Source organism: Corynebacterium sp. HMSC070H05 (assembly GCF_001837615.1).
In the GTDB taxonomy this organism is placed as follows: domain Bacteria; phylum Actinomycetota; class Actinomycetes; order Mycobacteriales; family Mycobacteriaceae; genus Corynebacterium; species Corynebacterium coyleae.
Window position 1 is genome coordinate 6,667 of sequence record NZ_KV833317.1, and the last position, 7,162, is coordinate 13,828.

Here is a 7,162-nt window from a genome sequence, read left to right on the forward strand (position 1 = left end):
AACTCGGATGCGCGGCACGACCACAGTGGACCGCAGTGGAACGCAGTGAAGGCCGGTAGGAATCGCCGTCGGTGCGAGTTCGGGTTTGCCCTTAAGCTCAGTTTTCGCACATGTGCACCCCGGCGTGGGATGTGGCCGGGCGTGGGCGCTCCGGGGTGGAGGGGTCGTCGACAAGCAAAATGCGCGCAGTGTTTGAGGACGAAGGGGTCACGCTGGTCGCGTAACCACGCACGCGTCATCTGACGGGTCGAGCCACTCCAACTCTTTGCAATCAATCCCCTCGGCTATAGCAGTTGCAGTTTCCTTCCATGCTGTGAACTCGGCTGCCAGCAGGCTGGGGTCTTCCGAAGTAATCGCTTCTCGAAGGTCACGCGCGCACGCCTCTCGGTCGTCCGGGGAAAGCGAGAGCATCCACGGAAACGCTCGAGTCATTCGTTCCACGCGATCAAACAAATGCCTTCGCCTTTCGATACAGCTAGAAAAGTTCTACTACGCAAACTTATGCGGTCATCGCGCGGAAGTCGAGGGGTATCAGACATCCCGCTCACGTAATACAGCGCATAAAAACACCCCAAATGGAAACTTAAAAGTGTGCTGTGTGTCATAATTCGCAAACTGTGAACCACGACACGAATGGAGGACGCCCATGAGCTCGCTCATCCTAGTGCTCGTCGGCCTCGCGATGATGGCCGCCGGCTACCTGCTGTACTCAAAGTTCCTGGGCAAAAAGGTGTACCAACTCTCGGACGCCTACTCTACGCCCGCCCACACCATGGAAGACGGCGTGGACTACGTCCCCACCAACAAATACGTCCTGTGGGGCCACCACTTCACCTCCGTGGCGGGCGCAGCACCGATCATCGGCCCGGCCGTCGCCGTGATTTGGGGGTGGGTGCCGGCGTTCCTCTGGGTGACGCTCGGCACGGTGTTCTTTGCGGGGATGCATGACATGGGGGCGCTGTGGGCGTCGCAACGCCACCGCGGGCACTCCATTGGCACACTGTCCGGGCGCTACATCGGCGCGCGCGGACGCAACCTGTTCCTCATCGTGATCTTCCTGCTGCTGCTCATGGTCAACACGGCGTTCGCGGTGGTGATTTCTAACCTGCTGATCTCCACCCCAACCGCCGTCATCCCGACCTGGGGCGCGATCCTGGTCGCCCTGCTGATCGGCCAGGCGATCTACCGCTTTAACTGGAACTTGCCGCTGGTGTCCTTCGTCGGCGTCGCCGCACTCTACGGCCTGATGATCCTCGGCGACCGCATGCCGCTCGCCCTGCCCGAAGTCATGCTGGGCATCCCGGATCGCGGCTGGTGGATCATCTTCCTGTTCCTCTACGCCTTCATCGCCTCCCTGCTGCCGGTGTGGGTGCTGCTGCAGCCGCGTGACTACATCAACGGTCTGCAACTGTTCGTCGGGCTGATCATTCTGTACGGCTCGTTCTTCGTCGTCCGTCCAGAAGTTGTCGCCCCGACACTTCGCGACACCGTCCCCGACGGCACCCCCGGCATCTTCCCGCTCCTGTTTGTCACCATCGCCTGCGGCGCGATCTCGGGCTTCCACGGCATTGTGTCCTCGGGTACGTCGTCGAAGCAGATCGATAAGGAAACCGACGTGCGCTTCGTCGGCTACTTCGGCGCCGTCGGCGAAGGCCTGCTCGCGCTGGGCACCATCGTTGCGACGACCGCCGGCTTCAAAACCATCACCGACTGGGAAACCATCTACAGCGAATGGAACGCCGGCGGCGTCAACGCCTTCATCCAAGGCGGCGGCGCACTGATGAACGAAGGCTTGGGCATCCCGCAGTCCCTGTCCGCAACAATCTTGGCGACGATGGCCGTCCTCTTCGCCGCCACCACCATGGACTCCGGTATCCGCCTGCAGCGCTTCGTCGTCACCGAAATCGGCGACCTGATGGGCTTCAAACTCTCCGGCCTCGTCGCCACCATCATCGCGGTCGGCTGCGCACTCGGCCTGACGTTCTCCATGGGCATCGACGGCTCCGGCGGCATGCTCATCTGGCCACTGTTCGGCACCACCAACCAACTCATGGCGGGCCTGACCCTGTCCATCGTGGCGATCATGCTGACCAAACTGCGCCGCCCCTCCTGGCCAGTGCTCGTCCCGCTGGTGTTCGTCACCATCATGTCCCTGTGGGCGGCGCTGCTGCAGGTGCGCACGTTCTACAACTCCGGCAACTGGCTGCTGCTCGTCCTCGACGTGATCATCATCTGCTGTGCAATCTGGGTCATCGCCGAGGCATTCACTGCGATCTCAAAGGCACGTCGCGAGCCCGCAGTGATCTGGCGTGACGACGAAACCATGCCCGGCGAACACACTGCCACCGCAGCTGACGCGGACGCTGCAGATGCTCGAGCGCTTTAAAACCTTCGCGGCCGGCCTGGACGAGTTCTACAAGGCGCCTTATCGTCGAGAATTTGCCCGCGCCGCCCGCGAAGAAGACGACCTGTTCACACTGCTCGTCGCCTCCGAAACGCTCGGCATCCCCAACCCCGCCTCCTTCTACACCCTCGAGCTCATGCCTTTGCTTTACGACGAATTCCACGCCTGGCACACCCGCATGGGCATGTCCCACTCCCCCTTGGATGGCGTGCGATGCTGCTAGAAACCGCACCCGTGATGTTCTTCGGCGGCAAAGGCGGGGTTGGCAAAACAACCGTCTCCGCCGCCACCGCGGTACGCCTCGCCGAAGCCGGCCGGCGCGTACTGCTGGTGTCCACCGACCCGGCGCACAACCTCGGCCACATCTGGTCGGTGTCGCTCTCCGACACGCCGACCGAACTCGAACCCGGCTTGAGCGTCGTCGAACTCGACCCCGCCACCACCACCGAACGCCACCTCGCCGAAGTCGAGCAGTCCATGCGGGCAATGATGCCGGAGCGCATGCACCCCGAAATCCGCCGCCACCTGGACCTGTCGCGCAACTCCCCCGGCATGCACGAGGCGGCGATGCTGGAACGCGTGGCGGAACTCGTGGACACGCAAGGCGTCGACCACATCATCTTCGACACCGCCCCCTCCGGCCACACCTCCCGCCTCCTTGCCCTGCCGGAGTTGATGGCGGCCTACACCGGCGGGCTGATGCAGCGCCGCGAACAATCCGACAAGTTCTCCCGTGCCCTGCGTGGTCTCGGCGGCGCGGACCAAGACCCGGTGCAGCGCCGCAACCAGCAGATCCGCACCACATTGTTGCGCCGTCGCCGCAAGTTCGAGCGCCTCCGCGACATTCTTACCGACCCGGCCCGCTGCACGTTCACCATCGTGCTCACCGCCGAGCGGCTTCCGGTCCTCGAGAGCACCGAACTTTACGACGACCTCACCCAACACCACATCCGCGTCTCCGGCCTCGTCGTCAATCGCCGCAGCCCCGCCGACGCCGCTGCGGATGGCACTGGCGCTGGTGCTGGCGCTGGCTCGAGCGCCAGCGAGTTCTTGGCTGCCCGGCGCGCCGTGGAAGACGAAGCGCTTGCCCTTCTGGACGCGAAACTGCCCAACGTGCCGCGCGTGGAACTGCCGTGGCTGCCCGGGGAGATCGGCACCCGCGCCGCGCTCGCCGACATCGCCGCCCGCCTCTAGCAGCCCCGCCCCGATCTCTGCGGTTCAAGGGGGAAGGTGTCCGATTGGCAGCTTAGGGGCAAACCCGAACTCGGATGCGCGGCACGACCACAGTGGAACACAGTGAAGGGCAGTAGGAATCGCCGTCGGGACGAGTTCGGGTTTGCCCCTAAGCTCACTTTTCGCCGTATTCATCCTCGGCGCGGTATAGGCTCACTCGCAATATCTGCGAGCGAGAGGAGCCCCAATGTGCCGTCCCGTCCACTGCACAACCTGCGGCAAGACCACCTGGGCAGGCTGCGGCAACCACGTTGACCAGGTCAAGGCTGGCGTCGCGTCCGGACAATGGTGCGAATGCCCGCGCGACGCGAGCAAGACGAGCAAGCGCGGCTTCTTCAGCCGCCTCTTCGGCTAATCCACCGCGACCGCGCGGGCTTAGTAGAAGCCTTCGAAGGCGCTGGCTTTCTTCGCGGTGCGCTCGAGGCGAGACTCGGTCATGGAGGCGATTTGGTCGATGATCACGCGCTCGCGCTCGGCGTCGGTGTCGGCCGCTTCGAACCAGGCACGGAACATCGTGTCCAGGGTGCCCGGGGCGCCGGCGCGCAGGTACTCGTGGACGCGGTAGATGCGGTCGCGCTGGCGGTCCTGACGCGCGAGATGGGCGGGCACGTCCATGACGTAGAGCACCGCCACGGTTTTGAGCAGTCGGACTTCGGCCTCGACGTCGGGCGGGACGATGAGGCGGCCGTGCTGGCGGCCCATCACGCCCGAGGCACCCGCAGCGCTCGCAACGCCCGGGGCTGCAGCAGCGCCCGAGGCACCCGCAGCGCCAGCGCCCGCAGCGTTGCCGTCGAGGGTCGCCTTGGTCACGCCGCCGATGTAGCGCCCCACCAACTGCGACGTCAGCCCCTTCAGACCGACCCAGGAGGACAGGGTGTAGTCGAAGTCGGCGGCGGCTGCGATGGCGGGAAGGGCGCGGAGGCGGTCGGCGGCGTCGACGAGTGAGTCGGCGTCGCCACCAAAGGCGGCGGCGCCCTTCTCGGCAAGGGCGGCGAGTTCGACGAAGTCCCACAACACCTGCAGGGAGACGCGCCCGGAGACGATGCCGTCTTCGACGTCGTGGACGGAGTAGGCGATGTCGTCGGAAAAGTCCATCACCTGTGCCTCCATCGGTGGCATGTCGTCGGTGTGGCCTTCGCGCGCCCACGCAAGCACCGCCGCATCCTCGTCGTAGGCGGAGTACTTCCGGTTTAGGGTGCCGTCGGGGTTGGTGCGGGTCACGGGGTATTTCACGGCGGCATCTAAGGAGGCGCGGGTGAGGTTGAGGCCGTAAGAGTGGTCGTCGATAAGCACTTTGGGCTCAAGGCGCGACAGGATGCGCAACGTCTGCGCATTGCCCTCGAAGCCGTCGGGCGCGACCTCGTTGAGCGCGACTTCGCCGTTGTGACCGTAGGGCGGGTGGCCGATGTCGTGGGTGAGGCCGGCCATCTCGCACAGGTCGGGGTTCAGGCCGAGGCCTTCGCCGATGCCGCGTGAAATCTGGGCGACCTCCAGCGAGTGCGTCAGGCGCGTGCGCGGAGTGTCGCCGTCGCGCGGGCCAACAACCTGGGTCTTGTCCGCTAATCGACGAAGCGCCGCCGAATGCAACACACGGGCCCGGTCACGCGCAAACGCACCCCGCGAATCCGGCGCAAGCTGCGCCCCCTTCGGACCCTCGGCGGTGCGGCGTTTCGTATCGTCGGCGTTATAGGCGTACACGAAGCGCTACCCTAGTCGCATGACTAGCCGTTACCTTCGCGTCCTCGCCGTCGGCGGAATGCTATTTCTCGCAGCGCCCGCCTCAGGTTTTGCCGAAACGCCCGCGCTTGCGCAAGGCGTGGCCACGGACTCCACCGTTAAACCAGGGCTTCTGACCAAGCCTGTAACCGACGACGCCGGCGTGCTCACCGATGGCGAGCGCGCCGAGATTGAGCAGGCGATCCAGCAGGTCAGCCAGTCGCAAGGCAAGTCGGTGCGTGTGGTGTTCCTGCGCTCCTTTGGCGGCATCAGCCCGTCCGACTGGGTCGACCAAGCCGTGGCCGCGAACGGCTCCAACACCGCCGTGCTGGTGATTTCCCCCGACGAGCGCGCCTACAACGTCGGCGGTGGCGAAGAGTGGACGCAGGCCGAGATCGACCAGATGAACGACGCCGCCTACGCCCAGTTAAGCCAGCACAATTGGTCGCAGGCTGCATTGAATGCGGTTGAGTCGGTGAGTGGGTCGTCGTCAAGCGATGGCGCTGGCGCAGGCTGGGTCGCAGGCGGCCTCGGAGTTGCGGCGCTCGCCGGCGGCGGCATGTACGCGGCGGCGCGCAAGGGCTCACGCAAGCAGCAGGCGAAGCAGATCGCCTCTGCGAAGGCGCTCGACCCGGCGGATACCGATTCGCTCGGCCGCCTGCCCACCGCAACCCTGGAGGAGGTTGCACGCGACGCGCTCGTGTCCGCCGACGAATCCATCACGCAAGGCAAAGAGGAGCTGAAACTGGCCACCTCCGAGTTCGGCGCCGAGCGTGTCCGCCCGTTCACTTCCGCCATGAACGAGGCCACCCGTACACTGCAGCGCGCGTTTTCCACGCACCAGAAACTTTACGACGCCATCCCCGAAACCGAACCCGAAAAACGCGCCATGCTCGTCGACATCATCTCGTCGTCAGGCAAGGCTGAACAGGCGCTTCGCGACAAAACCGCCGAGTTCAACGACATGCGCGGCGTCCTCATGCGCGCGCCCGAAGAGGTAGACAAGATCCTCGCCCGCACCGTGGACATCCGCGCGCGCCTCGAGCCCGCCCGCGCCACCCTTGCGCAACTGCGGGAGGCGTATGCGGTGGAGATGTTGTCGTCGATAGTGGACAACGTCGATGTTGCGCAGGCCTCCCTCGACGAAGCCGAGAAGGCACTTAACGACGCCCGCAGCCTCGCCGCACAGCCCGCTGGCCGCCAAGGCGCGCTGCTGGACACGCTCGCCGCGGCGTCGCACGCCGTCGAGGTCTCCGACACGAACCTCAACGCGATCGAGCACGCGGAAGAGAACATCCGGGCGGCGAAAACCAATTTGCCAGCGCTTATCGACGAAATCCGCGCCGAACTCCGCGACGTCGAAACCGTCAAGGGTGCCCGTGAGCAGGGCGCGCGTATCGACGTCGCCGCCCTGGACGCCGTCTCCGCCAAGGCCCAACACATGCTCGACGCGATGGGCAACCGCGCCGAGACCGACCCACTTGCCCTGTACGAGGAACTGGCGAACATGGACGCCGAAATCGACGATGCTCTCGACCGTGCCCGCGGCGTCGCCGGCGACCAAGCCCGCGCCCTGCAACTGTTCGACCAGCAAATGCAGGTCTGTGCCGCGCAGATCCAGCGCGCCGAAGACCTGATCCGCTCGCGCGGCCGCATCATCGGCTCGCACGCGCGCACGTTGCTGGCTGAGGCGAAGCGCCAGCATGCCCAGGCGCTCCAGCTGCGTGTGCGCGACACGCGTGCAGCTATCGACGCCGCCCGCACCGCCACCGACACCGCCCGCCGCGCCGAAAACTCCGCCAACGACGA

Annotated in this window: 5 protein-coding genes; 4 read left to right on the plus strand and 1 reads right to left on the minus strand. The window is 65.4% G+C overall.

The window, feature by feature from the left end; all coding sequences use genetic code 11:
* The first annotated feature begins 646 nt into the window (after positions 1-646).
* Genes HMPREF2617_RS05045 through HMPREF2617_RS05055 form a run of 3 tightly spaced genes read left to right on the plus strand, consistent with a single transcriptional unit; the run spans position 647 to position 3,598 of the window.
* Positions 647-2,386 (plus strand): carbon starvation CstA family protein, encoded by a 1,740-nt coding sequence (locus tag HMPREF2617_RS05045; RefSeq protein ID WP_070840246.1) that lies wholly within the window; start codon positions 647-649, stop codon positions 2,384-2,386.
* Positions 2,370-2,627 carry a cory-CC-star protein gene (locus tag HMPREF2617_RS05050; protein ID WP_070482853.1) on the plus strand — a complete coding sequence of 86 codons (258 nt, stop codon included), beginning with the start codon at positions 2,370-2,372 and terminating at the stop codon, positions 2,625-2,627. Before HMPREF2617_RS05045 ends, HMPREF2617_RS05050 begins: the two co-directional genes overlap by 17 nt.
* Positions 2,618-3,598 (plus strand): ArsA family ATPase, encoded by a 981-nt coding sequence (locus HMPREF2617_RS05055; protein WP_070840247.1) that lies wholly within the window; start codon positions 2,618-2,620, stop codon positions 3,596-3,598. The genes HMPREF2617_RS05050 and HMPREF2617_RS05055 overlap by 10 nt, the downstream gene beginning before the upstream one ends.
* A gap of 414 nt (positions 3,599-4,012) precedes the next feature.
* Here HMPREF2617_RS05055 and HMPREF2617_RS05060 read toward each other — a convergent pair whose 3' ends face one another.
* Positions 4,013-5,335: a deoxyguanosinetriphosphate triphosphohydrolase gene (locus HMPREF2617_RS05060; protein ID WP_070840248.1), complete on the minus strand. Its 1,323-nt coding sequence runs from the start codon at positions 5,333-5,335 to the stop codon at positions 4,013-4,015.
* A gap of 19 nt (positions 5,336-5,354) precedes the next feature.
* On the opposite strand from HMPREF2617_RS05060, the gene HMPREF2617_RS05065 reads away from it, so the two are divergent.
* Positions 5,355-7,162: TPM domain-containing protein (locus HMPREF2617_RS05065; protein ID WP_070840249.1), on the plus strand; the 1,808-nt coding region annotated here is incomplete at its 3' end.

Excerpts from the sequence above, each read along its gene's own strand:
- HMPREF2617_RS05055 (WP_070840247.1), top strand. The coding sequence starts at position 2,618 with ATGCTGCTAGAAACCGCACCCGTGATGTTCTTCGGCGGCAAAGGCGGG.
- HMPREF2617_RS05050 (WP_070482853.1), top strand. The coding sequence starts at position 2,370 with ATGCTCGAGCGCTTTAAAACCTTCGCGGCCGGCCTGGACGAGTTCTAC.
- HMPREF2617_RS05045 (WP_070840246.1), top strand. The coding sequence starts at position 647 with ATGAGCTCGCTCATCCTAGTGCTCGTCGGCCTCGCGATGATGGCCGCC.